At 71.9% G+C, this 24,000-nt stretch carries 20 protein-coding genes; 10 read left to right on the forward strand and 10 right to left on the reverse strand.

Features of this window, described 5'->3' with window-relative positions:
* Positions 1–83: 83 nt before the first annotated feature.
* Positions 84–1,100 (reverse strand): MerR family transcriptional regulator, encoded by a 1,017-nt coding sequence (locus tag ABB07_RS26565; protein ID WP_208903641.1) that lies wholly within the window; start codon positions 1,098–1,100, stop codon positions 84–86.
* 136 nt (positions 1,101–1,236) lie between these two features.
* On the opposite strand from ABB07_RS26565, the gene ABB07_RS26570 reads away from it, so the two are divergent.
* Complete coding sequence (locus tag ABB07_RS26570; RefSeq protein ID WP_208901061.1) at positions 1,237–2,100, forward strand: ATP-grasp domain-containing protein; 864 nt, start codon at positions 1,237–1,239, stop codon at positions 2,098–2,100.
* Between the two features lie 78 nt (positions 2,101–2,178).
* Here ABB07_RS26570 and ABB07_RS26575 read toward each other — a convergent pair whose 3' ends face one another.
* Positions 2,179–3,078: a LysR family transcriptional regulator gene (locus tag ABB07_RS26575; protein WP_208901062.1), complete on the reverse strand. Its 900-nt coding sequence runs from the start codon at positions 3,076–3,078 to the stop codon at positions 2,179–2,181.
* Positions 3,079–3,172: 94 nt separating this feature from the next.
* Here ABB07_RS26575 and ABB07_RS26580 point away from each other — a divergent pair, with 94 nt between their 5' ends.
* Positions 3,173–4,003: an SDR family NAD(P)-dependent oxidoreductase gene (locus ABB07_RS26580; RefSeq protein ID WP_208901063.1), complete on the forward strand. Its 831-nt coding sequence runs from the start codon at positions 3,173–3,175 to the stop codon at positions 4,001–4,003.
* Between the two features lie 93 nt (positions 4,004–4,096).
* Here ABB07_RS26580 and ABB07_RS26585 read toward each other — a convergent pair whose 3' ends face one another.
* The gene (locus ABB07_RS26585) at positions 4,097–4,654 is read right to left on the reverse strand and encodes a hypothetical protein (protein ID WP_208901064.1); all 558 of its coding nucleotides are present in this window, start codon (positions 4,652–4,654) and stop codon (positions 4,097–4,099) included.
* Between the two features lie 140 nt (positions 4,655–4,794).
* Here ABB07_RS26585 and ABB07_RS26590 point away from each other — a divergent pair, with 140 nt between their 5' ends.
* Both ABB07_RS26590 and ABB07_RS26595 read left to right on the forward strand, forming a co-directional pair.
* Complete coding sequence (locus ABB07_RS26590; RefSeq protein WP_208901065.1) at positions 4,795–5,568, forward strand: IclR family transcriptional regulator; 774 nt, start codon at positions 4,795–4,797, stop codon at positions 5,566–5,568.
* Positions 5,565–6,413, forward strand: coding sequence for an SMP-30/gluconolactonase/LRE family protein (locus ABB07_RS26595; RefSeq protein WP_208901066.1), 849 nt, complete (start codon positions 5,565–5,567; stop codon positions 6,411–6,413). Before ABB07_RS26590 ends, ABB07_RS26595 begins: the two co-directional genes overlap by 4 nt.
* A 102-nt stretch (positions 6,414–6,515) precedes the next feature.
* On the opposite strand, the gene ABB07_RS26600 is transcribed toward ABB07_RS26595, so the two are convergent.
* Genes ABB07_RS26600 through ABB07_RS26610 form a run of 3 tightly spaced genes read right to left on the reverse strand, consistent with a single transcriptional unit; the run spans position 6,516 to position 9,782 of the window.
* Complete coding sequence (locus tag ABB07_RS26600) at positions 6,516–7,919, reverse strand: FAD-dependent oxidoreductase (RefSeq protein WP_208901067.1); 1,404 nt, start codon at positions 7,917–7,919, stop codon at positions 6,516–6,518.
* Complete coding sequence (locus tag ABB07_RS26605; RefSeq protein ID WP_208903642.1) at positions 7,912–9,111, reverse strand: MAB_1171c family putative transporter; 1,200 nt, start codon at positions 9,109–9,111, stop codon at positions 7,912–7,914. Before ABB07_RS26605 ends, ABB07_RS26600 begins: the two co-directional genes overlap by 8 nt.
* A 23-nt stretch (positions 9,112–9,134) precedes the next feature.
* The gene (locus tag ABB07_RS26610; protein WP_208901068.1) at positions 9,135–9,782 is read right to left on the reverse strand and encodes a toxin-antitoxin system, toxin component family protein; all 648 of its coding nucleotides are present in this window, start codon (positions 9,780–9,782) and stop codon (positions 9,135–9,137) included.
* A 213-nt stretch (positions 9,783–9,995) separates the two neighbouring features.
* Between ABB07_RS26610 and arfA the strand changes: the two genes are divergently transcribed.
* Complete coding sequence (gene arfA, locus ABB07_RS26615; protein WP_208901069.1) at positions 9,996–11,516, forward strand: arabinosylfuranosidase ArfA; 1,521 nt, start codon at positions 9,996–9,998, stop codon at positions 11,514–11,516.
* On the opposite strand, the gene ABB07_RS26620 is transcribed toward arfA, so the two are convergent.
* A complete protein-coding gene (locus tag ABB07_RS26620; RefSeq protein ID WP_208901070.1) occupies positions 11,517–14,474 on the reverse strand; it encodes a glycoside hydrolase family 35 protein in 2,958 nt (985 codons plus the stop codon).
* A gap of 76 nt (positions 14,475–14,550) precedes the next feature.
* Between ABB07_RS26620 and ABB07_RS26625 the strand changes: the two genes are divergently transcribed.
* From ABB07_RS26625 to ABB07_RS26645, 5 genes are all read left to right on the forward strand, one after another.
* Complete coding sequence (locus ABB07_RS26625; RefSeq protein WP_208901071.1) at positions 14,551–15,009, forward strand: RrF2 family transcriptional regulator; 459 nt, start codon at positions 14,551–14,553, stop codon at positions 15,007–15,009.
* A 128-nt stretch (positions 15,010–15,137) separates the two neighbouring features.
* Positions 15,138–15,791 carry a DUF4360 domain-containing protein gene (locus tag ABB07_RS26630; protein WP_208901072.1) on the forward strand — a complete coding sequence of 218 codons (654 nt, stop codon included), beginning with the start codon at positions 15,138–15,140 and terminating at the stop codon, positions 15,789–15,791.
* 274 nt (positions 15,792–16,065) lie between these two features.
* Complete coding sequence (locus tag ABB07_RS26635; protein WP_208901073.1) at positions 16,066–17,499, forward strand: family 2B encapsulin nanocompartment shell protein; 1,434 nt, start codon at positions 16,066–16,068, stop codon at positions 17,497–17,499.
* 75 nt (positions 17,500–17,574) lie between these two features.
* On the forward strand, positions 17,575–18,450 hold the full coding sequence (locus tag ABB07_RS26640; protein ID WP_244189536.1) for a geranyl diphosphate 2-C-methyltransferase: 876 nt from the start codon (positions 17,575–17,577) through the stop codon (positions 18,448–18,450).
* 68 nt (positions 18,451–18,518) lie between these two features.
* A complete protein-coding gene (locus tag ABB07_RS26645) occupies positions 18,519–19,865 on the forward strand; it encodes an FAD-dependent oxidoreductase (protein ID WP_279617402.1) in 1,347 nt (448 codons plus the stop codon).
* A gap of 87 nt (positions 19,866–19,952) precedes the next feature.
* Here ABB07_RS26645 and ABB07_RS26650 read toward each other — a convergent pair whose 3' ends face one another.
* The 3 genes from ABB07_RS26650 to ABB07_RS26660 all read right to left on the reverse strand — a co-directional run bounded on the left by ABB07_RS26650 (position 19,953) and on the right by ABB07_RS26660 (position 23,939).
* Positions 19,953–20,708 carry an intradiol ring-cleavage dioxygenase gene (locus ABB07_RS26650; RefSeq protein ID WP_208901075.1) on the reverse strand — a complete coding sequence of 252 codons (756 nt, stop codon included), beginning with the start codon at positions 20,706–20,708 and terminating at the stop codon, positions 19,953–19,955.
* Positions 20,709–20,948: 240 nt separating this feature from the next.
* The gene (locus tag ABB07_RS26655) at positions 20,949–22,673 is read right to left on the reverse strand and encodes a pyridoxal phosphate-dependent aminotransferase (protein ID WP_208901076.1); all 1,725 of its coding nucleotides are present in this window, start codon (positions 22,671–22,673) and stop codon (positions 20,949–20,951) included.
* 102 nt (positions 22,674–22,775) lie between these two features.
* A complete protein-coding gene (locus ABB07_RS26660) occupies positions 22,776–23,939 on the reverse strand; it encodes an aldose epimerase family protein (RefSeq protein ID WP_208901077.1) in 1,164 nt (387 codons plus the stop codon).
* Positions 23,940–24,000: the final 61 nt, after the last annotated feature.

Below are 24,000 nucleotides of genomic sequence, written 5' to 3' on the forward strand. Positions count from 1 at the left end.
ACAGCCCCGCGCCCCTTACGGGGCGCTGCAGTGCCGGCGTGCTCGAAAGCACCGCCGCCGCTCCACACGCAGCCTGCCCCGTCTCAGGCGGTCGTCTCCATGACGTCGGCCACCACGCAGCTGACGTTGTCCGGACCGCCCGCCTCGTTGGCCGCCGTGATGAGCGCTTCCACGGCCTCGCCCGGCACGGCGGACGCGCCCAGCGCCTCCCGGATCCGCGCGTCCGGCACCACCTCGGTCAGCCCGTCCGAGCACAGCAGATACCGGTCCCCCTCCCGGACCTCCTGCAACCGCACGTCCGGCACCGGATCCATCCCACCGGCCAGCGCCTTGAGCAGCAGCAGCGACCGCGGCTCCACCCGGTGGTCCTGGGTCATCCGGCTCAGCTCCCCGTCCCGCAGCAGATACGCCCGCGAGTCCCCGACGTGGGCCAGCGCGAGCCGCGCCCCCGTCCACAGCAGCGCCGTCAGCGTGGTGCCGACCTTGTTCGTGCCCTCGGCCACATCGCACACCGCCTGGCCCGCGGAGCGCACCGCGTCCTCCAGCAGGCTCAGCACACCGTCCGCGGGCAGCTCCTCGGCCTCGTCCAGGTAGCGCAGCGCCTCCACCGCCGCGCTGCTCGCGGGCGCCCCGGCCGGGCCGAAACCGTCGGCCACGACGAGCAGCCTGCGGCCCGCGTACACGGAGTCCTGGTTGGCGGGGCGGACGAGCCCACGGTCGGAGTGGGCGGAATAGCGCAGTTCCAGCATGATGGTGTGGTCCCTTCTCGACTGGTCGGTCAGCTGGTCCACGAGGAACGCGGCGAGATCCCGCCGCACGGCCGTCTCCGCCTCGACCCGCGCCCAGTACGCCCGGATCTCCCGGGCCGCACCAGCCGGGTCCAGGGCGCACACCGCGCGGATCTCGGCCAGCGGCATGCCCAGCCGCCGCAGCCAGGCCACGAGCCGGGCCTGCCCGAGCTGTTCGACGGCGTAGTACCGGTAACCGGTGTCCGGGTCGACCCGGGCGGGCCGCAGCAACTCCAGCTCGTCGTACAGCCGCAACGCCTTCGGCGAGAGCCGGCTCGCCCTCGCGAAGGCGCCGATCGTCAGCAGCTCCATGAGCACCTCGCGCTCCTCGTCGTCCGCCACCGATGCTGGGGCCTCCCCAAAGGTGAAGGTCAACCGCCGCCTTCCGGTTCCCCGGCGGTTGTTAGCCTCACGGGAGACCGAACCGTCGTACGACAGGGAGTCCGCCGTGCCCCGCATCGCCCTCGCCACCTATGACCCCGGCGCCGAGCCCGGCAAGGACACCGACCTGCCGGAGCTGGTGCGGGCGCTCACGGACGCGGGTGCCGAGGCGGAGGCCCGCCACTGGGACGACCCGGACGCCGACTGGGGCGGCTACGACCTCGTCGTCATCCGGTCCACCTGGGACTACAGCTGGCGGGCCGCGGAGTTCGGGGCCTGGGTGGACCGGGTCGGCGCGCTGACCCGGCTCGCCAATCCGGCGCCCGTGGTGCGCTGGAACACCGACAAGCGCTACCTCGGTGAGCTGGCGGCGGCCGGCGTGCCCACTGTCCCCACGCGCTACATAGCACCGGGCGAGCCGGCCGAGCTGCCCGACGGCCACGAGTACGTGATCAAGCCGACCTCGGGCGCCGGCGCCCGGTTCGCCGCCCGCTACACGCCTGACCGGCGCGAGACGGCGGTACGGCAGCTCGCCCGGATGCACGCCGAGGGGTTCACCGCGATGGTGCAGCCGTACGTCCGGGGGATCGACGTCAGCGGGGAGCGGGCGCTGCAGTTCTTCGGCGGGCGGCTGCTGCACGCGAGCCGCAAGGGCGCGGTGCTGACGCCGGGGACGGCGTACGACGCGGAGAAGGTGGCGCATCCGGATCTGGAGCGGTGGGAGCCGACGGATGCGGAACTGGCGGTCGCCGAGAAGGCGTTGGGGGCGGTGCCCGGTGGGTCCGGGTTGCTGTACGCGCGGGTGGATCTTGTGGATGGGGAGGAGGGGGAACCGCGGCTGATGGAGCTGGAGTTGGTGGAGCCGAATCTGTTTCTGTGGCTGCATCCCGGGTCGCTGGAGCGGGTGGTGGAGGCCGTTTTCGCCTACTGAAGTGCCGCGCTGTGTCGTTGTGCGGCTGCGGCTTCGTTGTGGCTCGTCGCGCAGTTCCCCGCGCCCCTTGCGGGGCGCCTAGCGCACCGTTTCTCGACACGCTTCCGCATACGCCCGTACCAGCGGTCGGCTACCGTCCTCCCTCCGCCACGCCAGCACATATCGGCCGGGTTCGATCCCCCGGACCCGGCGGGTGGTGACTCCGCCCAGGGTGATCAAGGGGGCGTTGCCCTCTGCCACCAGGCAGATGCCGAGGCCCGCCACGAGCGCTTCGTAGGTCTCCTCGGTGCCGGAGATCTCCGCGCCGATCCGGGGTGGCCGGCCGGCGCGGGCGTCGAGGGCGAGCCAGTGGTCGCGGAGGCGGCCCGCGCTCTCGGGGAGGGCCAGGAAGGGCTCGTCCAGTACGTCGGTGAAGTCGATCTCCGGTCGGGCCGCGAGCGGGTGGGATTCGGGGAGGGCGAGCAGCCGGGGCTCCTCGGCGACCGGCGTCCAGGCGTAGCGCTCCTCCTCGGGCAGCGGGAGCCAGACGAAGGCGACGTCCGCGGTGCCGTCCGCCAGGCCCGCCGTCGGATCGTCCCAGCTCACCTGGCGCAGCCGGACGGTGACCTCGGGGTGCGTGGCGGTGAAGCGGGAGCGGATGGCCGGCAGCAGGCCGCCCCGGCCCGGACTGGTGCTCATGCCCACGACCAGGCTGCTGCGCTGGGCCGCCTTGGCCTCCTCCACGGCCGCCGCGCCCGCCTCCCAGGCGGCCAGCACGGTGCGCGCGTGCGGCAGCAGCGCCTCACCCGCGCCCGTCAGCGCCACCCCGTGCCGGTCGCGCCGGAAGAGCTCCGCCCCCAGCTGCCGCTCCAGGGCCCGGATCTGCTTGCTCAGCGCGGGCTGTGAGACGTACAGCCGCTCCGCGGCGCGCGTGAAGTGCAGTTCCTCGGCGACCGCGACGAAGTAGCCCAGATCGCGGGTGTGCACGTCCATGGTCATAGCCGTTGGTTATCACCATGGGTCTTGGACGGGCAACGGCATCCGGCGGCAGCCTTGTTCGTGTCGAACCGATCGAGAAGTACGGGGAGTTGTGATGAACAAGGTGTGGCTGGTGACCGGGGCGAGCAGCGGTTTCGGGCGGGCGATCACCGAGGCGGCCGTCGCCGCCGGTGATGTGGTGGTCGGCGCGGCCCGGCGCCCCGAGGCCCTGGACGACCTGGTGGCCGCCCATCCCGACCAGGTGGAGGCGTTGCGGCTGGACGTCACCGACGTGGCGGCGATCGAGGCGGCGGTCGGGGACGTCGTGGGCCGGCACGGGCGGATCGACGTGCTGGTCAACAACGCGGGCCGTACTCATGTCGGCGCCGTGGAGGAGACGACGGACGCCGAGCTGCGCGCCCTGTTCGACCTGCACGTCTTCGGCCCGGCGGCGCTGGTCCGGGCGGTGCTGCCGCACCTGCGGGAACGGCGCTCGGGCGCGATCGTGCAGATGAGCAGCATGGGCGGCCAGATGTCCTTCGCGGGGTTCGGGGCGTACAGCGCGACGAAGTTCGCCCTGGAGGGCCTGTCCGAGGCGCTCGCGGACGAAGTGCGGGAGTACGGCGTCAAGGTGCTGATCGTCGAGCCGGGCGCGTTCCGGACCTCGCTGTTCGAGGCCGGCCGGGCCGGGGCCAGCCCCGACAGCGGGGTGTACGCCAGGGTCGGCGAGACCCGGGCCTTCGTCGCCGGCGGCCACAGCAGCCAGCCCGGCGACCCGGCCAAGGCGGCCGCGCTGATCCTGGCCGCGCTGGAGGCCGAGGACACCCCGCTGCGGCTGCCGCTCGGCGACGACGGCGTGAGCGCGGTCCTGGCGCACGCCGACCAGGTCCGCGAGGAGACCATGGCCTGGGAGAAGCGCACCCGGGCGACGGCCTTCGACGCGTGAGCCAGTGCCGGGGCAGGCAACGCTTGCCCGCCAAGGAGCGGCGTCCGGTGCGTGCCGTGCGTCGCGACGGGGCGAACGTTGCCTGTTGGGACGCTAGGTCAGTACGGCCGTCCGCTGCAGCAGCCCCCAGGTGAACTCGGCGACCACCTCGTGCCGTACGCCGTCCGGGCCGGGCGCGGTGAAGGCGAGGCCCCAGCGGGTCGGTGCCGTGCCCTCCAGGGGGCGGGCCGGGGCGAAGGCGCGGGCGGCCTCGTCGACCGTGCAGGACCAGGGGACCAGGTCCTCCAGGGTCTCCAGCCGGGGCGCCGGGGCGCCGGGTGCGCGCACCAGCCACTCGTTCCACACCGCGCCGTCCGGACCCACCAGCACCTCGAAGCGCAGGTCGGGCCAGAGCGGCAGGGCCCAGCGCCGGGCCTCGCAGTCGACGTCGCCGAGGCGGCGGGGGAGCACGGACTCGGGTTCGCCGAGGACCGAGCGGTAGCGGGCGGCGGCCGACCTGGACCTCGGCGAGCGGACCATGGCCTGCCAGCGCTTGTTCGTCTCCCGCATGTCCGCGATCGAGACGCCCAGCCGCCGGCGGGCGTCCTCCACCAGATCCGGGTTGTGGTCGGCCATGCGGCGCAGCAGGACCAGCTGGAAGTCGAGAGGCATGGCCCCATGGTGCCCGGACCACCGCCTCCGTCGTTCCGACCCATTGCCCGGGCAACTCCAGATGACTAGCCTGTGTTCGCCATGCCGATCGTCTGTTGAAATCTCGAACACAGGCGCTTACCCAAGGGAGGGAGCCGGACGTGGGACGCCTCGTACCTGCCGTGACCCGGGCTCTCGACATTCTTGAGCTGTTCCTCGACGGGGACGGGACGCTCTCCGCCCCCGACATCGTGCGCAAGCTCCAGCTGCCGCGCACCACCGTGCACGAGCTGGTCACCACGCTCGCCGCACGGTCGTACATCGTGCCCGTGCCGGGACAGCCCGGACGGTACCGGCTCGGCGTACGCCCGTACCAGCTCGGCAGCCGGTACGCCGAGCAGCTCGACCTCGCCGCCGAGGGCCAGCAGGTGGCGCGCTCGGTCGCCGAGACCTGCGACGAGACGGTGCACGTGGCGATCCTCGAGGGCACCGACGTCATCTACATCGCCAAGGTCGACTCCACGCACGCCGTCCGCATGGTCTCGGCCGCCGGCCGCCGGCTCCCGGCCCACTGCACCTCGGTCGGCAAGATGCTGCTGGCCTCGCTGCCGGAGCAGGAACTCGCGGCCCGTATCCCGGACGACGCCGAGCTGGCCGCGATGACCCCCAACAGCATCACCGACCCGGCCGCCCTGCGCGCGGCCCTCGCGGAGATCCGGCAGCGCGGCATCGCGGTGGAGAGCCGCGAGTCCAACCCGGACGTGAGCTGTGTGGCCGCCCCCGTGCGCGACCGCACCGGCCAGGTGGTCGCGGCCCTGTCCATCTCCGTCCCCATGATCCGCTGGAGCGACGAGCGCCGGGGCGAGCTGGAGCAGCTGGCCGTGAAGGGCGCCGCCGAGCTGTCCGAGCGGCTGGGCCACCGGAGCGCCGGGTGAGCGCCGGGTACGAGGTCGCCGTACGGGCGGAGGCGGAGCTGGGCGAGGGGCCGACCTGGGACCCGGCGACGGGCCGGCTGATATGGCTCGACATCCTGGGCATGCGCGTCCACACCTACGACCCCGCCACCGGCCGTCGCACGGTGCGCACGACCGAGCAGCACGTGGGCGCGGCCAAGCCCCGCGCGGGCGGCGGCCTGGTCCTCAACCTGCGGGACGGGGTGGGCCTCCTGGACCCCGACGACACGTTCCGCTGGCTGCACCACGAGCCGGTCGCGGGCCGCCGCGCGAACGACGCCGCCGTCGCCCCCGAGGGCTCGCTGTGGGCGGGCACCATGCGCTACGACGAGGCGCCGGGCGGCGGCACGCTGACCCGGCTGACCGCCGACGGCACGGTCCGGACGGTCCTGTCCGACGCCACGGTCAGCAACGGCACCGGCTGGAGCCCCGACGGGCGCCGCATGTACTACGTCGACACTCCCACCCGCCGCGTGGACGTCTTCGACCACGACGGCGAGCGCGTCCACGGCCGCCGGCCGCTGGTGGAGATCGAGGAGGGCGCGGGCTTCCCGGACGGCCTGACGGTCGACGCGGACGGCTGTGTGTGGGTGGCGTTGTGGGACGGGGGAGCAGTACGGCGTTACACCCCGGGTGGTGTCCTGGACCGGGTGATCAGCTTGCCCACCCCCCGCACGACGGCCTGTGCGTTCGGCGGCGCCGGCCTGACCGACCTGTACATCACGACAGCCCGCACCGGCCTGCCGGCCCCGCATCCGCTGTCGGGTTCCCTGCTGGTGATTCCGGGGGCGGGACAGGGACTGCCCCAACCGGCATTCGCGGGCTGAGCGGGGCAGGGGGCGCCTCGAAGCCGGCGGCACTGCAGCGCCCCTTGAGGGGCGCGGGGAACTGCGCGACCAGCCACCACAGACCCGCACCCGGCGGACGGCCTAAACCAGCCCCGCCGCTTTCCTCTCCTCCGCGGTCAACGGCGGCCCCGCCAAAGGGGGTTGCAGCGGCCCCACCGCGGCAGCGACAAGCACGCTCGGCGTCAGCAGCACGTGCGCCCCCCGCTCCAGTGACGTCACGTCAGTGACCCGGCGCGCGATGCGGCCGTTGCCCGTCGCGGTGTACATCAGCCGCCCGACGTAGGCCGAGACGAGCCGGTCCCGCACGGTCGGGCCGGAGGCCGTCGCGCCGGGGTGGAACACGTCCTGGCCCAGGGCCAGGTCCCACGCCGCGCGGACCGGGCGGGCCACCGCCCGCTGCACGCGGCGCGCCAGTCCCGGCGTGCCCCAGCCGTGCCGCCGTATCACCGCGCGGAGCCGCACCGCGCTCTGTGCGGCGACGGACAGCCCGTGGCCGTAGACCGGGTTGAACACGGCGAGCGCGTCGCCGAGGACGGCGAAGTTCTCGGGCCAGGCCGGCATGCGCTCGTAGAAGTGCCGGCGGTTGAGCGTGGAGCGGGTGACCGACACGTCGGACAACGGCTCGGCGCGCTCCAGCAGTTCGCCCAGCAGCGGATGGCGCAGCCTGTCCCGGGCGAAGGGGATGAAGTCCTCGTTCGCGGCGCCGGGTTCGCCGCCCCGGGTGCCCTGCAGGGTGACGATCCAGCGGCCGTCCTCGATGGGGAGGAGGAACCCGGAGCGGCCGGGACCGTCACCGTGCGGATCGAGCTGCAGGTTGACCACCGGGAAGCCGTCACGGGCCGCCTCGGGGGCGAGGAAGAGCCGGCTCGCGTAGACCAGGCCCGGGTCGACCTCGCGGACCTGCGGCGCGGGCAGCCCCAGGTCCGCGAGCCAGCGCGGGGCCCGGGAGCCGCGCCCGGTGGCGTCGACCACGAGGCCGGCCGCGAGGGTGCGCTCGGCGCCGTCCCGCGTCCGGATCCGTACGCCGGTGACCGCCGCGTCGGTGCCGGTGAGGCCGAGCGCCTCGGTGCCGTCGAGGAGGTCGATCCGCTCGTCGGCGAGGACGGTTGCGCGGATCGTCGCGTCCAGCAGGTCCCGGCCGGCCAGGATCACATGGTGGGACTCGGGCCAGCGCCGGAACCAGCCCTGCGCGGAGAGGGCGACCACGCCGGTCGTGAAGGGATGCCGGCGGCCCCCGGCGGCCGTGAGCGCGTCGGTGATGCCCGGCAGCAGCTCCTCCACGGCCCGTACCCCGCCCGACCACAGCATGTGGGCGTGCCGGGCCTGCGGCAGACCCTTGCGGGGCGCGGGGCCCGCGGGCAGGGTGTCGCGCTCGACGACGACGACCCGGTCGGCGGACTCGGCGAGGGCACGTGCCGCGAGCATGCCGGTGTGGGATCCCCCCAGCACGACGGCGGTTCTGGCGGGGGAGGGGGGTTCACTCATGCGCGCGCACGCTCTCTGCGGGGGCGGCCGCGCGGGCGCGTACCGCCGTGATCTCGTCGGGGTGGCGGAGGGCCTGGGACACGGCCTGGATCTCCTGGAGGAGGTACGTGGTGTCCGGGCCGGAGGGGGAGCCGGCGGCCTCGGCCTGCGGTGGCCGCTCGCCGCCGGCCGCGTCCAGCAGGGTGACGGCGGCGGCGAGGGCCCTGGCCCGGCCGGGCTCGAAGCCGAGGGCGAGGGCGGCCTGGTGGGACCGTTCGCGCAGGTCCTCGTCCAGGTGCCGGGAGAGTTGCAGCAAGGCGTCGCGGATGAAGGTCTCGCGGCGGATCAGGCGCAGTTCGGCAGGGGCGTGCGGGGCGAAGGGCTCGCGTTCGCCGGTGACGGTCCGCGTCAGCCGGTACAGCGGGCCGAGCGCGCGGTGGCGCAGCCGGACGTGCCAGCGCTCGTGCAGGTACTGGCCGACGTGCGGGACGATGAAGCCCACCGCGACCAGGGTGGCGGAGACGCACGCGCCGGCCGGGGCCACATTGGTGCTCAGCCAGTCCAGGTCGTGGCCGGTCCAGCGGGCCACGACGGCGGTGAGCTTGGCCGCGTCGAAGAACAGGTTCGTGGCGTAGCCGACGCCCAGCAGTCTGAGCCCCCAGCGCAGCCAGGCGTCGAGGCCGTCGGTGCGGATCCAGTTCCAGATCAGCCGGGCCGTGATCGAGCAGGCCACGGTGTGCGCGACGAGGTAGAGCAGGATCTCCTCGCGCATGAACGGGGTGGTGGCGTAGTACGTGTCCAGGTCCCGCAGTCGCTCGACGGGCACGTCCGCGAGGGCGAAGAGCACCCACAGGGCGACGACCACGCCCGCGTAGACGGCCACCACCCAGCGGGTCACCCGGCGGGTCTGGGCCGAGTCGGAGCGGCCGTTGCGCCAGGCGGTGATCAGCAGCAGCCAGGACGCGCAGAGCGCGGTGAGCAGGGAGTACACCCAGGGCGCCGAGATGTTCGGCACCCCGGTGACCCGGTTGGTCCAGGCGATGGTCCGCGGGGCCGCGAAGACGAACACCGCACAGGCGAACAGCAGCAGCCCGCCGACGGCGCGCAGCATCGGGTCCCGCCACATCTTGATGATGCTGGGCAGCTTGATCGCCAGCGCGGCGGTCAGGACGGCCGTGGGGATCCAGAAGGAGATGGAGACCCCGTCGAGCATCCCCGAGAGATCGAGCGCCAGGTTCACCGCGTGGCTCCCTCTTTTCTTGGCACCCGGTTCGCTTCGTCGCGGCCGCGATAACCGAGGGTCCGCTGCACCGGGCTGAGGGACCGGTGCAGCGGGCCGCCGGAGGTGCCGGAGCCGGTGAGGTGGGGGCGGAACAGGGCGGCCAGGCGGTGCCCGAAGTCGTCCGCCTCGGCCTCGTCGGCCTCCCGGGAGCCGTTGCGGGCGGCCACCGTGAGGGGCGCGTCCCGCCAGCCGGGTGCGTCGGCGAGCGCGCGGGCCGCCGCGTCGCCGGCCAGGTGGGGATGGCGGTGCCCGGTGTGCAGGTGCCACAACTCGTGGCCCAGGATCACCAGTTGCTGCACGGCCTCGGCCCGCTCCTCCACGATCACCAGGTCGAAGTCGGCGAACTCCAGCCACAGCCCGGTGACCTCGATCTCGTCCGGGATGCGCTCGAAGCGAACCTCGATGGGCCGTCCGCCGCGCAGTGCGCTCATCTCCTCGCACAGCGCCCGGCACAACGCCCGTACGTCGTCGGGTGTTTCGGGCCGGGCGTGGACGGCGGCGGCGAGGCCGCCGGCCAGCGTCCGCTTCGCCGCGCCCGGGCGGGAGCGGCGAAGCCGTGCGGCCAGGCGTGCCGCCCGCTCACGCGCGCCCGCGATGCCCATCCACTCCCCCTTCCGCTGGACAGAGCCTACGCGGCTGGGCGTGTCCCCGTCATGGGATGCGGCGACCGTCGTCCAAGGGAAAACCACCTATGGGCTTGTGTCCCACCCATTGACGCAGAAGCGCTTCGAATCTACGGTCCCGTTCGAAGTTGCGATCGGTATTCGGCATACCGAACAAGCGAGTTGAGCGACAGGGGAGAGGATCCGCATCCCATGAGCAGGACCACCGCCCGTTTCACCCTCGACCCCGCCTTCACCGTCGGCCAGGTCAACGCCCGTATCTTCGGCTCCTTCGTGGAACACCTCGGCCGCTGCGTCTACACGGGCATCTACGAGCCGGACCACCCGTCGGCGGACGAGGCAGGCCTGCGCACCGACGTCCTGGACCTGGTCCGCGAACTCGGTGTCACCGCCGTCCGCTACCCCGGCGGCAACTTCGTCTCCGGCTACAAGTGGGAGGACTCGGTGGGCCCCGTCGAGGACCGCCCCCGCCGCCTGGACCTCGCCTGGCACTCGACCGAGACGAACCGCTTCGGTCTGTCGGAGTTCATCGCGTTCCTGAGGAAACTCGGCCCCGAGGCCGAGCCGATGATGGCGGTGAACCTCGGCACCCGCGGCGTCGCCGAGGCCCTCGAACTCCAGGAGTACGCCAACCACCCCTCCGGCACCGCCCTCTCCGACCTCCGTGTGGCCCACGGCGACAAGGAGCCCTTCGGGATCAGGCTGTGGTGCCTGGGCAACGAGATGGACGGGCCCTGGCAGACCGGGCACAAGACGGCACAGGAGTACGGCCGGCTCGCCGCCGAGACCGCCCGGGCCATGCGCCAGGCCGACCCGTCCGTCGAGCTGGTCGCCTGCGGCTCCTCCAGCCAGGCCATGCCCACCTTCGCCGCGTGGGAGGCGACCGTTCTGCAGGAGGCGTACGACCTGGTCGACCACATCTCCCTGCACGCCTACTACGAGCCCACGGACGGCGACGTCGACTCCTTCCTCGCCTCGGCCGTCGACATGGAGTCCTTCATCGAGAACGTGGTCGCCACCGCCGACCACATCGGCGCGAAGCTCAAGTCCAGGAAGCGGATCAACCTCTCCTTCGACGAGTGGAACGTCTGGTACCTCTCGAAGTGGGAGGAGCACGCGAAGACCTTCGAGCAGACGGACTGGCCCGAGGCGCCCCGCCTCCTGGAGGACAACTACAGCGTCACGGACGCCGTCGTCTTCGGCTCGCTCCTCATCGCCCTGCTCCGGCACGCCGACCGGGTCACCGTCGCCTGCCTCGCCCAGCTGGTCAACGTGATCGCCCCGATCATGACCGAGCCGGGCGGCCCGGCCTGGCGGCAGACCACGTTCTTCCCGTTCGCGCAGGCGTCGAAGTACGGCCGGGGCGAGGTGCTCGACGTGCGGGTGGACTCGCCGACGTACGAGACGAGGAAGTACGGCGAGACGGACCTGCTGCACGCCACGGCCGTCCGCGCGGCCGACGGCACGGTCACGGTGTTCGCCGTCAACCGCAGCCGCACCGACACCCTGCCCCTCGAAGTCGCCCTCAGCCGACTGGAGTTGACGACCGTCACCGAGCACAGCGCGCTCGCGGACGCCGACCCCGACGCCCGCAACACCCGCGCCGAGCCCGAGCGGGTCGTCCCGCACCCGGTCGAGGGCACCGCCCTGCAGGACGGCACCCTGACCGCCGTACTGGAGCCGCTGTCCTGGAACGTGATCAGGCTCGCGTGATCAGACCGGCGTGACCGGCAGCCCGCCGCTCGCCCTGCCGAGCAGCGTCAGGCTCACCCGGCCCGGCCCCGACAGCGTGGTGAACTCCGACAGGACCGCCAGCGCGAGGGTGTTGGTGCCCCGGGTGCGCAGGACGCCGTTCGGCAGGACGAAGGTGTGCTGCGGGCCCACGTTGTTGATGTACTGGCCCATGTTCCAGCCGTTGAGGAAGATCTGCGCCCGGTAGGCCCGGTACGGATCGTCCTCGAGGGTCAGGCCGATCGAGGCGTCGACGTCGGCCGGGACCGAGAGGCGGAAGCTGGTCCGGTACCAGGTCACGCCCTGGTACCGGGCGGTGCGCGGGAAGCTCACCGGCTCCCAGTCGTGGTCCCGGAAGCCGGGCAGGTGCCAGCCCTGCCGCTCGCCGTACAGGCCGCCGTTGTTCATCGGGCCGCGCACGGGGTCGGGGGCGATCGCGCCCTGGATCCGCCACCTGACCTGCGGCGAGGCGCCCTTGAAGGCGGCCGCCGTCAGCCCACGGGCCGCCTTGTGGGTGTCCAGCCCCTTGCCGTCCTGGTCGCGCTGCATGCGCCGGACGAGGACCGACAGCACATGCCGGCCGGGCGAGCGCAGCTGCTCGCGGACCGGGAAGACGGCCGTGTCCGCCCAGCTGCCCTTCCGGATGGTCGTGTCCCGGTCCGGCACCGGCATCCGGTGGGCGCCCAGCGGCTCGCCGTCCAGCCAGGCCATCAGCAGGCCCTGGGTGCCGGTGCTGTAGGCGAGGGAGACCTCCTCCAGGCCGGTCGAGCCGGTGAAGGTGCCGCGGTACCAGACGTCCCCGTAGTGGAAGCCGTAGTCGTCGGCGAAGAGGACCGGTCGGCCCTCGGGGACCGGCGTGGTGCTGAACGTCGTCCGTTTGTCCGCGACCGTCCAGTCCGAGTCGTCGAAGCCGGGCCCGGCCTCCGGGTTCTCCCTGCGCATCCGCCAGCCGCCCAGCTCGGGCAGCCGTACCTCGGGGGCGGCCGGCACCAGGCCGGTGGTCATCAGGCTGCCGGACAGGGTGACCCGGGTGGGCAGGGTGCGGCCGTTCCACACCAGGGTGTCGATCCCGCGCGGCCCCCACACCTCGATGGTCGTGGTCTCGGTGATGTCACCGGTCAGGTGGACCTCGCTGCCGCGCAGCTCGGCGTGGCGCAGCAGCGCCGGGCCGTACACCAGCAGGGTTCCGGACGGGGTGTCGTACGGGAACATGCGGACGGCGGTGGCGTCGTCGGCGAAGAGCAGCACCAGCGGGGTCTCGGTCTCGCCCTTCTCCACCAGCACCCGGGTCAGCCCGCCCTCGCCGAGCGGGACGTTCACGTGCAGGTTGTCGTCGTTGTCGAAGACCCAGGCGGCCTCGGGGTCCAGCCGCATGACGTTCGGCTCCACCGGGCACTTCAGCACCAGCTCGGCCATGTCACCCAGGCGCCCCGAGAACAGGGCGATGTCCTGCCGGCCGGCCGTCAGGCACAGCATGGGTTCGGCGGTGGAGTACTTCAGCGTCCGCCTGCCCAGCTTCAGCCCGGTCGTGAGCAGCCGGGCGTCCTTGCCGGGCACGGTGATCCGCACCCGGCCCGCGTCGGTCGGCAGCTCGGTGGTGACCGCGTCCGTGCCGTCGTTGCGGGCGACGTAGACGTGGGCGCCGGTGTCCGGGTTGGTCAGGTGGTAGACCTTCAGGCCCTCGGCGTGCACGTCCGCCGCCCGGTCCAGCTTGGCGAAGTCGGGCACGCGCTGGAGCAGATGGCCGAGGTGGTGCATCGGCGCCATCTTGTCGGTGACGTTGCGGGCCTCGTCGATGGCGGCGCCGTAGTCGTACGACGTGTAGACGACCGGTGCGGGCAGCCAGCCCCAGGAGGTGCCGCCGAAGGTCATGTAGACGTTGTGCAGGGTGAGCCCGTTGGCCAGGTTGGTCAGGTAGAACCGGCGCTCGTAGGCGGCGTCCCGGGTGCGCCGGGCCTCGGCGTAGCCCTTGCCGTCGAAGAAGGCGCCGCCCCACGGGTCGAACCAGCCGCCGCCGAACTCGGGCACGAACCCGGGCGTGGACGGCGAGGCGCCGGCCCCGCCCTTCGGGCCGCCGGGACCGTAGTCCCCCCAGTCGGGCGGGGTCTGCGCGGGCGACGGGTAGCCGTCGAAGCCGTACAGCCAGCCGCCCTTCTCCCCGCCGGTGTCGAAGGACCCGGGCACCCAGTAGCCGTTCCTGCCCTTGTCGTTGTGGAAGAGCGGGACGTCGATGCCGTCCGAGCGCACCTTCTTGTACAGGTGGGACATGTAGGCCCGGCCGGTGGCGTCGGCGGGGTGGGCGTCGTACTCGTTCTCGATCTGGTACAGCAGGACCGTGCCGGTGCCCTGGGTGAACAGGTGCCGGCGGACGATCCGGTTGACCTGCGTCAGCCACTCGTCGACGTGCGACAGATAGGTGGGGTCGTCGGTGCGGGCCGTGCCCCTGGTCGCCGACAGCCAGCCGGGGAAGCCGCCGCCGTCCACCTCGGCGTTGATGTACGGGCCGGGCCGCAGGACGACGTACAGGCCCGTCTCGGCGGCCGTGCGCAGGAACAGGTCCAGGTCCCGGACACCGGTGAAGTCGTAGGAGCCCGGGGCGGGGGAGTGGTAGTTCCAGGCCACGTAGATGCTCACGGCGTTGTACCCGTGGGCCCGCATCTTCTGCAGCACGTCCCGCCACAGGGAGGGGCTCGGCAGCCGGAAGGGGTGCATCTCGCCGGACCACAGCACCAGCCGCCGGCCGTCCACGAGCAGCGAGTACCGGTCGTAGCCGATGGTGTGCCGGCAGCCGTCGGCGCTCGGCGGGGCGGGTGCCGGGCCGGTCGGCACACTGCGCGCCGCGTACGCCGAGGGCGCCCCGGGCCCGCCGCTGCCGCCCAGGGCGAGCCCGAGCGCGGTCGAGCCCGTCAGGGCACTGAAGGTACGTCTGCTGAGCGCCAAGGTGGATCCTCCCGGGCGATCTTACGGGGCGCGGGTGCAGGCCATTCTCCACGCGGCGACGCCTCACAATGGACCCATGAGGATCTCGGCTCGGGCGGACTACGCGGTACGGGCGGTACTGGAGCTGGCCGTACGGCAGAGTAACGGCCCGGTGAAGGCGGAGGAAATCGCCGCCGCGCAGGGCATCCCGCACAAGTTCCTGGAAGGGATCCTGGGCGACCTGAGGCGGGGCGGGATCGTCGACAGCAGGCGCGGCGGAGGCGGCGGCTATCGGCTGGCGCGGGACGCGGCCGAGGTCACGGTCGCCGACGTGATCCGCGCGGTGGACGGCCCGATCGTCTCGGTCCGCGGGGAACGCCCGACGGGCCTCGCCTACCGCGGCAGCGCCGAGCCCCTGCTGCCGCTGTGGATCGCGCTGCGCGCGAACGTCCGCCGGATCCTGGAGGGCGTCACGCTCGCCGACCTCGCGGCGGACACGCTGCCGGAGCCCGTACGGGCCCTGGCGGCGGAACCGGCGGCCTGGGAGAACCCCTAGCGCGCGGTGTGAACGGTCGGTTGTGAATGGCCGGAGTTGTACCTCCCGGGTGTGAGCGGGGCTTTCTACGATGCGGAACGCTTCACAGGCTCCACACAGACCCCCCACATCCGACTATGGGAGAAACCATGGCTGGTGGACTCCTCCTGAGCGGTGCCGTGGCGGCGCTGCTCTCCACTGCGATACCCGCCCACAGACCCGCGGGCGGCCCGCTCGACAACCCGCCCCCGGACAAGATCGTCATCGATGTGGCGACGGTGAACGGCTCCGGCTGCCCCGAGGGCACCGCCGCGGTCGCCGTCTCACCGGACAACACCGCCTTCACGGTCACCTACAGCAGCTACCTGGCCCAGGCCGGCGGCAACTCCGACCCGACCGCCTTCCGCAAGAACTGCCAGCTCAACCTGGTGGTTCACGTCCCCCAGGGCTTCACCTACGCGATAGCCAGCGCCGACTACCGCGGCTTCCTCTCGCTCCAGCCCGGCGCGAGCGGCACCCAGAAGGCCTCGTACTACTTCCAGGGCTCCTCCCAGACGGTGCCCAGGTCCCACCCCTTCAGCGGCCCCTACAACGACGACTGGCAGGCCACCGACAGCACCGACTGGGCCCAACTGGTGTGGGCGCCGTGCGGGGTGCTGCGCAACTTCAACATCAACACCGAGCTGCGGGTGAGTGCGGGCAGCAAGAGCCCGGACAAGGTCAGCTTCATGACCATGGACTCCACGGACGGGGCCATCAGCACGGTGTACCACCTGGCGTGGAAGGAGTGCCCCAGCGCGTAGGCGGGCGGACGCCACGCCGGTCACGCTGAGTGTGCGGTGACCGTCGAGGTTTCCCGCCGGTGAGTGGTCATCCATGGGTTGACCTGCAGAATCGTTCGACAAGGAGTGATCTTCGCAAGGGGCGCGCGAGGGGCGCAGTCCGCGCCGGTCCATTGCCCTCGCGCGCCGCCTGCAGTGATTACTCAACGTGAGCGCGCTCTGCTACTTCTGTGCACGCAGCGTGACGGCAGTGGGTCGTCGCGGATCGACGTGCCATGGAAGACGAGGTAGAGCCATGCCCCTCGACACAGTGACCGCACAGGCGGCGGGCCCGGAGTCCGAGCAGCAGCAGCGCGAGCAGCAGAGCCTCAGCACCGCGGCGGCGCGCAATCTCGCCACCACCACCAAGTCCGAACCCCAGATGCAGGGCATCAGCTCCCGCTGGGCCACCCGCATCCTGCCCTGGGTGAATGTGCCCGGCGCGACCTACCGGGTCAACCGCCGCCTCTCCTACACGCTCGGCGACGGCCGTGTGACCTTCGTGAAGAACGGCTCCAAGGTCCAGGTGGTCCCCGCCGAACTGGGCGAGCTGCCGCTGCTGCGCGGCTTCACCGACAAGGACGCGCTCGGCGCGCTGGCCGACAAGTTCGTGCAGAAGGAGTTCGCCCCCGGCCAGGTCATCGTGCAGGAGGGCCGCAAGGCCGACCACGTGTACCTGATCGCGCACGGCAAGGTCGAGAAGATCAGCGAGGGCCCGTACGACGCCGAGGCCACGATCGGGCTCATGGCCGACGGGGACGCCTTCGGCGGCCAGGTGCTGGCCGGCGGCACCCGGAAGTGGGACTTCACGGCCCGCGCCATGACCGCCACGACCGTACTCGCGCTGCCGCTGACGGCGTACAAGGCGGTGGCCGACCGGCACGAGAAGCTGCGCCGGCACGTGCAGTCCGTCAGCACCGACGGCGACCGCCGGCTGAACCGGTCCGGCGAGGCCGACATCCTGCTGAAGGCGGGTCACCACGGCGAGGAGACGCTGCACCAGACCTTCGTCGACTACGAACTCGAGCCGCGCGAGTACGAGTTGAGCGTGGCCCAGACCGTGCTGCGGGTGCACAGCCGGGTCGCCGACCTCTACAACGAGCCGATGAACCAGACGCAGCAGCAGCTGCGGCTGACCATCGAGGCGCTGCGCGAGCGGCAGGAGCACGAGCTGATCAACAACGCGGAGTTCGGCCTGCTGCACAACGCCGACTTCGACCAGCGGATCTCCACCTACTCGGGGCCGCCGACCCCGGACGACATGGACGAGCTGCTCAGCATGCGGCGCAAGACCCGCTGCTTCCTCGCCCACCCCAAGGCCATCGCCGCCTTCGGCCGCCAGTGCAACAAGCGGGGCCTGTACTTCGGCAGCGTCGACCTGAACGGCAACCAGATCCCCGCCTGGCGCGGCGTGCCCCTCCTGCCGTGCGGCAAGATCCCGATCAGCGACCAGGGCACGACCTCGATCATCGCCATGCGCACCGGCGAGGACGACCAGGGCGTCATCGGCCTGCACCAGACCGGCATCCCGGACGAGGTCGAGCCCGGCCTGAACGTCCGCTTCATGGGCATCAACGAGCAGGCGGTCATCTCCTACCTCGTCAGCACCTACTACTCGGCGGCCGTCCTGGTGCCCGACGCCCTCGGCGTCCTGGAGAACGTCGAGATCGCCCGCACCAACGGGAGCTGACGACGGTGTCGCCGAACGCCGCATGACTCCGCGCCTCCCCCGCGCCCCCGACCCCCGTCCCTCGTAAGGAACCCCATGTCCAAGATCTCCACCCAGATGGAAAGCATCGCCATGGGCGATGTCCTGCGCACCGACTACCAGAAGTCGGTCGCGGAGTACTGGAACAAGGAGAAGGACCCCGTCAACATCAAGCTCGGCGAGGTCGACGGCCTCTACCACCACCACTACGGCCTCGGCGAGTGGGACCCCTCGGTCCTCGCCGGACCGCCGGAGAACCGTGACCAGCGCATCATCGAGGAACTGCACCGCCTGGAGACCGCCCAGGCCGATGTCCTCCTCGACCACCTCGGCGACATCACCCCCGACGACCACCTCCTGGACGCCGGTTCCGGCCGGGGCGGCACCAGCTTCATGGCCAACGCGCGCTTCGGCTGCCACGTCGACGGCGTCAGCATCTCCGAGCAGCAGGTCGACTTCGCCAACGACCAGGCGAAGCAGCGCGGGGTGATGGACAAGGTCCGCTTCCACTTCCGCAACATGCTCGACACCCGGCTGCCGACCGGATCGCGGCGCGCGATCTGGACCAACGAGACGACGATGTACGTCGACCTGTTCGAGCTCTTCGCCGAGTTCTCGCGCCTGCTGGAGTACGGAGGACGCTACGTGTGCATCACCGGCTGCTCCAACGACGTCACCGGCATGCGATCCAAGGCGGTCAGCAGGATCGACGAGCACTACACCTGCAACATCCACCCGCGCAGCGAGTACTTCCGGGCACTGACGGCGAACAACCTGGTGCCGATGCAGGTGGTGGACCTGACGCCCGACACGATCCCCTACTGGGAACTGCGCGCCAAGTCGTCCGTGGCCACCGGCATCGAGGACCCCTTCCTCACCGCCTACAAGGAGGGCAGCTTCCACTACCTCCTCATCACAGCCGACCGCATCTGAAACCAGGGCGCACGCGTGGTGCCGTACGCGCGGGACGTGCCACACCGCGCCCGGCCCGGGAGAAGACATTGAGAGCACATTGCCTTTGGGGCAAGGCCGTTGTCATCGGCGGCAGTTATGCGGGACTCGTGACCGCACGCGTACTGGCCGACTTCTTCCGCGAGGTCGTCCTGGTGGAACGGGACGCCGTCGACGAGGACACCGGCGCCCATCCGGGTGCCCCGCACGGCTACCAGGGGCACGCGATGCTGGCCAGGGGCGGGCAGATCCTGGAGCGGCTGTTCCCGGGACTGCGGGAGGAACTGAGAGAGGCGGGAGCGCCGGTCTTCGACTACGGCGAGGGCATCGACTTCCTGCTGCCCGTCGGACTCGCGCCACGGCAGCGTACGGGCATCCCGGTGCAGAGCTTCACCCGCGACGAGCTGGAACGCCGCCTGCGCCGCAAGGTGCTCGCACTTCCCCAGGTCACGCTGCTGCCGTCCACCCGGTGCACGGGCCTGACCAGGGACTTCGCGGGCCGCGTGAACGGCGTGACCTGCCAGTCGCAGAGCGCGAAACCCTTCCGGCTGGCCGCCGATCTGGTCGTCGACGCCTCCGGACGGTCCAGTTCCCTGGTGGACTGGCTGAACGAGCTGGGCATCAGCGTGCCGCCGAGGCGGACCGTGAAGACGAGGGTCACCTACACGTCGATGAACTTCGACCGGCCGGCGGAGAGCGACCCCGACCACCCCGACTACTACGTCGCCCATCAGATGCTGTTCGCTCCCAGTGTGCGCCGGGCCGGGATGCTGCTCGCCGTGGAGCGCAGCCGGTGGACGTGCATGCTGGTCGGGTTCCACGACCAGCCGCCGACCGACGACGAGGGCTACCTGGCGTTCGCGAAGAGCCTGAACATGCCGCACCTGGCCGAGCACATCGCCCGGCGCTCCGTCCAGGAGCCCACCCGCCGCTACACCAACGCCGACAACCAGTGGTGGCCCTTCCACGCCGTCCGGGACTGGCCGGACCGCCTCCTCGCCGTCGGCGATTCCGTGTGCGTCTTCAACCCCGTCTACGGCCAGGGCATGACGGTCGCCGCGATGGAGGCGGAACTGCTGCAGCGCATGCTGAAGCGGCACGGCACGACCGGGCGACTGGACGGCCTCGCCCGCGTGTTCCAGAGGAAGGTGGGCCGCCTGCTCCTGCTGCCGTGGACGGTGTCCACCAACTCCGACCTGATGTGGAGCCCGGACGGCCAGTCCCTCGCCGCGCGCGTCGGCCACTGGTACAACATGCGGCTCTTCCATGTGGCGGTGAAGGACGCCGCCGTGTGGACGCGGTTCGTCCGGGTGGTGAACATGGTGGCCTCCCCGGCCCTGCTGTTCCACCCGTTGGTGGCGCTGAAGGTCCTGACGTTCACGTCCCGGCGCGAGTGACGGGGGCCGGCCAGGTGGTGGGGGAGAGGGGGAGCCGCGGCCCGCACGGCAGGACCGTGCGGGCCGCGGCCGGTCCGCCTGTCCGGCTCAGTCGGAGACTCCGAGGGTGAGGGTGCCGGTGTAGCCGGCGGAGGTCGTGCTGCCCAGGGCCGCGAGGGTGAGGAGGCCGGACGCGGCGCCCCCGCCGTCGTAGATCGAGTCCTGGCCGAGCGTCGTACGCGTGACCGTGTTGGTGGAGTACGGCGACAGCCTGCCCACCGCCGTCGTGATCGTCTCCTTGAAGAACAGCTGGCCGGTGTGGAGCGTCGAGCCGCCGGTGAAGGAGCCGTCCGAGGTCAGGGTGACACCGGTGTGGACCTTCACGTGGATGTGGACGCAGCGGCCCCGGTACCAGCCCGGGTAGATCGTCGTGAGGCGGGCGACCCCGCCGGCGTCGGTGAGCACGCCGCCGCGCAGGAAGGTGCCGTCGTCGGACTCGCTGTGGCCGTTGTTGCCGACGTAGCCGGAGTACTCGCCGAGCGCGTCGGCGTGCCAGATCTCCACGAGGGCGTCGCCGAGCGGGGCGCAGGCCGAGTCGACGACGGTCAGCGCCAGTTTCAGCGGGATGCCCGGCTTTCCTTCCGTGACGTCGGAGCGGACGAGCGCTCCGTCGAGGTAGTAGGGGCCTTCGGTCAGCTCCTTGGTGAGGGTGCAGACGGCGGCGGACGCGGTGGCCTGCGTCCGGGTGGCGGCGGGGGCCGGCTGTGCGGCCGCCGCTCCCACGGCCAGCGCCGCGGCCGTCGTGCCGCCGGCGATCAGTACGGTGCGTCGCCCGATCTCGCGGGCATCCGAAGTGTCTGTCATGGACACGGCATCGTAGAAAGGGTTCCTGTCTGCGAGCTGTCGGCCCAGCAAAGTGACGAGACGTCAAGTCATCAGCAGGACAGGCGAGTTGATCCAAGCGGTGAGTCCGCGCGCCCCAAAGGGGCGCGGGGCCCTGTCGGCATGCGGCTCCGCCGCGTGGGCGCGACAAGCCGCAACGGACCCCGAGCCGCCGCCTGACATCACCAGCAACGGCGAGCAGGCGCTTCGGCCCCCGGCCGGCTAGGCCCCCGCCGCGTTCGGCCAGCTCTGCGCGTTGGGCCACCCCGTGGCCGGGGCCGGGGTCAGGCCCGTCGCGGGAACGGGCGTGGCCGGCGCCGTCATGCCGCGCACCTGGGCCGCCGTGAGGCCGCCGCGGGCCGGGACACCGGGCGGAGTGGGCGCCGCCACGGCCGCCGGTGCCGGTACGGGAGCCGGGGCCGGCACAGGGGTGGGAGCGGGTACGGGCGCCGGAGTGGGCAGCGGGGTCGGCAGCGGAGCGGGTGCCGGCGCCGGGGCAGGCGCCGGGACCATCGGCTGCTGGGCGGGCGGCACGGGCTGCTGGGGCGGTGTCACCTGGGCCGCCGCCGGCATCGGTGCCGGCGGCGGTGCCGTAGGCATCGGCTGAGGCGCCGCGGGCACCGGCATCCCGGCGCCGGGCGGGACGGCGGCGGGGAGCGGCATGCCGGTGCCGACGGCCGGGGCCGGGGCGGCAGGCGCGCCCAGCGCCTGGGCCTGGGCGGCCAGGCCCCGGACCCCGCCCCCGTTGGTCTCGCTCACCAGCCGGTCCACCGCCGCCGTACCCGAGCTGTAGCTGGTCCCGGTGCCCAGCTCGGGTACGGCGGCTCCCCTCCTGGACCCGTAGAGCACCTGCTCCAGGCCGGACACCAGGCGACGCACGTCGACCTGGGGGCGCACCACGAGTCTCAGGAAGCGGCTGGAGGAGCCGATCTTGTTGCCGCACTCGCGGACCAGGATCCGGTGCTCGGTGAGCATCCGGTCCCGGACCACCGTGCCCTCGGCGCCGACGGGAAGGCGGACGAAGAGGAAGTTCCCCTGCGAGGGGTACACCGTCAGTCCGGGCAGCGCCGACAGGTGGCTGGCCATCTCCAGGCGGTCGCGGCGGATCTGCTGCAGGCTCTGGGCGTACTCGGGGCCGTGCTCCTTCAGCATGAACACCACGTGTTCGGCGAAGGAGTTGAGGTTCCACTTCGGCAGCATCCCGCGCACCTTCCCCGCGAGCGCCGGGTTGGCGACCAGGTAGCCGAAGCGGACGCCGTGCAGACCGAAGTTCTTGCCGAGGCTGCGCAGCACGACGACGTTGGGGCGGAGCATGGCCTCCTGGACGACGCTCGGCTCGGCCTCCGCGTCGGCGAACTCCAGGAACGACTCGTCGACGATCACCAGGTCCAGGTCCGCCATCGCGTCCATGAACTGCACCACCTGCTGCTTGCGCAGATAGCCGCCGTCGGGGTTGTTGGGGTTGCAGATCACCGCCACCCGGGTGCCGCGCCGCCGGATGAACTCGGCGTACTGGGCCAGGTCCAGCGCGAAGCCGCTCGCCTCCTGCAGCGGGAACATGTCGACCCGCTTGCCGGTCTCCATCGGCTGGTCGGTCCAGCGGCCGAAGGTCGGCACGGGGACCGCCAGGGACTCGCGGACCAGGAGGTGGTCGATCCAGGTGATCAGCTCGGTGGAGCCGTTGCCCATCGCCACGCACTGCGGCGGCAGCTGCAGGAGGCTGCACAGCTCGGCGGTGACGGTGTCGGCGCTGCTCGGGTAGTACGTGATGATCTCGCGCAGCCGCGCCGCCAGGTCGTCGTACATGGCCGGCGTGGGGAAGTAGGGGTTGCACGGGATGCAGAAGTCCACCGGGCCGGTTCCGTCGCCGCCCTCCCGCGTCAGCGCCGCCATCGAAGGGCTGTGGGCGGCGCCGCCGCGGAACAACGAGGTGACGTTGCCGGCCAAAGGAACCTCCGTCTCGGGGTGGCCCGTGCGGGGGAGCACGGGCCACCCATGGATACGGAGGTGACGGCAGTGGCGTTCAACTCACCTGCCGTGTGAGCCGGTTCACGCCGAGAACCGGTGGATCGTCGTCGTCCGGTAGGTCTGGCCCGGCCGCAGCACCGTGGACGGGAACTTCGGCTCGTTCGGCGAGTCCGGGAAGTGCTGGGTCTCCAGGGCCAGGCCGTCGCCCTGCCGGTAGGTGTGGCCGGACTGGCCGACGAGGGTGCCGTCGAGGAAGTTGCCGGAGTAGAACTGCACACCGGGCTGGTCGGTGAGGATCTTCAGGGTGCGGCCGGACTCCGGGTCGCGCAGGGTCACCACGTGCTCGGGCCGTGCGGTCACGCCCTTGTCGAGCACGAAGTTGTGGTCGTAGCCCTTGGCGGTGACCAGCTGCGGGTGGCCGATGCGGATGTCCCGGCCGATCGGCTTGGGGTGCGTGAAGTCGAAGGGGGTGCCCTTGACCTTCGCCAGCTCGCCCGTGGGGATCAGGCCCGAGTCGGTGGGGGTGAACCGGCCTGCGGCCAGCCAGAGTTCGTGGCCGTAGATGCTGCCGCTGCCCTCGCCGGCCAGGTTGTAGTACGTGTGGTTGGTCAGGTTGACGACGGTCGGCTTGTCGGTGGTGGCCTTGTAGTCGATCCGCCAGTCGCCGTGCCGGTTCAGGGTGAAGGTGACCTTGGTCTTCAGCGTGCCGGGGTAGCCCATCTCGCCGTCGACGCTCGTGTAGTACAGGTGCAGGCCGACGTCGGAGCCCGCGGTGAAGGGCTCGATGTCCCACACCTTGGTGTTGAAGCCCAGCTTGCCGCCGTGCAGGCTGTTCACCCCGTCGTTGACGGACAGCTGGTACTCCTTGCCGTCCAGGGTGAACCGGCCCTTGGCGATGCGGTTGCCGTAGCGGCCGATGGTCGCGCCGAAGTAGGTCGTGCCCTTGACGTACGAGTCGAGGTCGTCGTAGCCGAGGGAGACGTTGGCGTACCGGCCGTGCCGGTCGGGGATCTCCAGGGACTGGACGATGCCGCCGTAGGAGAGGACCTTCAGGCGGGTGCCGCCGTTCTCCAGCGACCAGCGGTGGACCCTGGTGCCGTCGGCGAGCGTGCCGAAGTACTCCTTCACCGGCTTGCGGCTCCCTGACGAAGCGGACGCGGCCTGGGCAGTGCCCGAGCCGAGGGTGGTGGCGGCGATACCGGCCGCCGCGGCGCCTGCGATGACCGTGCGTCTGTTCAGTTCCATGTGCGGCTCCCCTTTTTTTTGGGCGCTCGTTCGCCTCCGGGGCGCTGGATGCCGGTGTCGA

Source organism: Streptomyces incarnatus (assembly GCF_001027185.1).
Taxonomy (GTDB): Bacteria; Actinomycetota; Actinomycetes; order Streptomycetales; family Streptomycetaceae; genus Streptomyces; species Streptomyces puniciscabiei.